The organism is Methylobacterium sp. CCH7-A2, assembly GCF_001557075.1.
In the GTDB taxonomy this organism is placed as follows: Bacteria; Pseudomonadota; Alphaproteobacteria; order Rhizobiales; family Beijerinckiaceae; genus Allobosea; species Allobosea massiliensis.
Genome location: NZ_LSKN01000150.1, coordinates 1 through 231, shown reverse-complemented (window position 1 = coordinate 231; position 231 = coordinate 1). Strand labels below are relative to the sequence as shown.

The 231-nt window shown below is 66.2% G+C and carries 1 pseudogene; it reads left to right on the top strand.

What is annotated here, in order from left to right:
- Positions 1–17: 17 nt before the first annotated feature.
- Positions 18–231 (top strand): annotated as a pseudogene (locus AX750_RS26730) (AraC family transcriptional regulator); the annotation flags it as partial.

Here is a 231-nt window from a genome sequence, read left to right as displayed (position 1 = left end):
TTGCTGAATGTTCCGCCATGGATCTGCTTCGGCATGGCGAACGAAAATTTCCCCGAGCCGGCGTCTTGGCCAGTTCGGTCGGCCGCGGTTGGGCGGGCGTGGCTGCCGAGCTGCGCTCGCACCCGGCCGGTGATTTACCCGCCATCGTCCCCGAACAGATGGAGATCACGCTGGCACTGCGCCGATGCGAGGGCGCTCTCGTCAGCCGCAAAGGAGCGGGTCAGAGGCAGC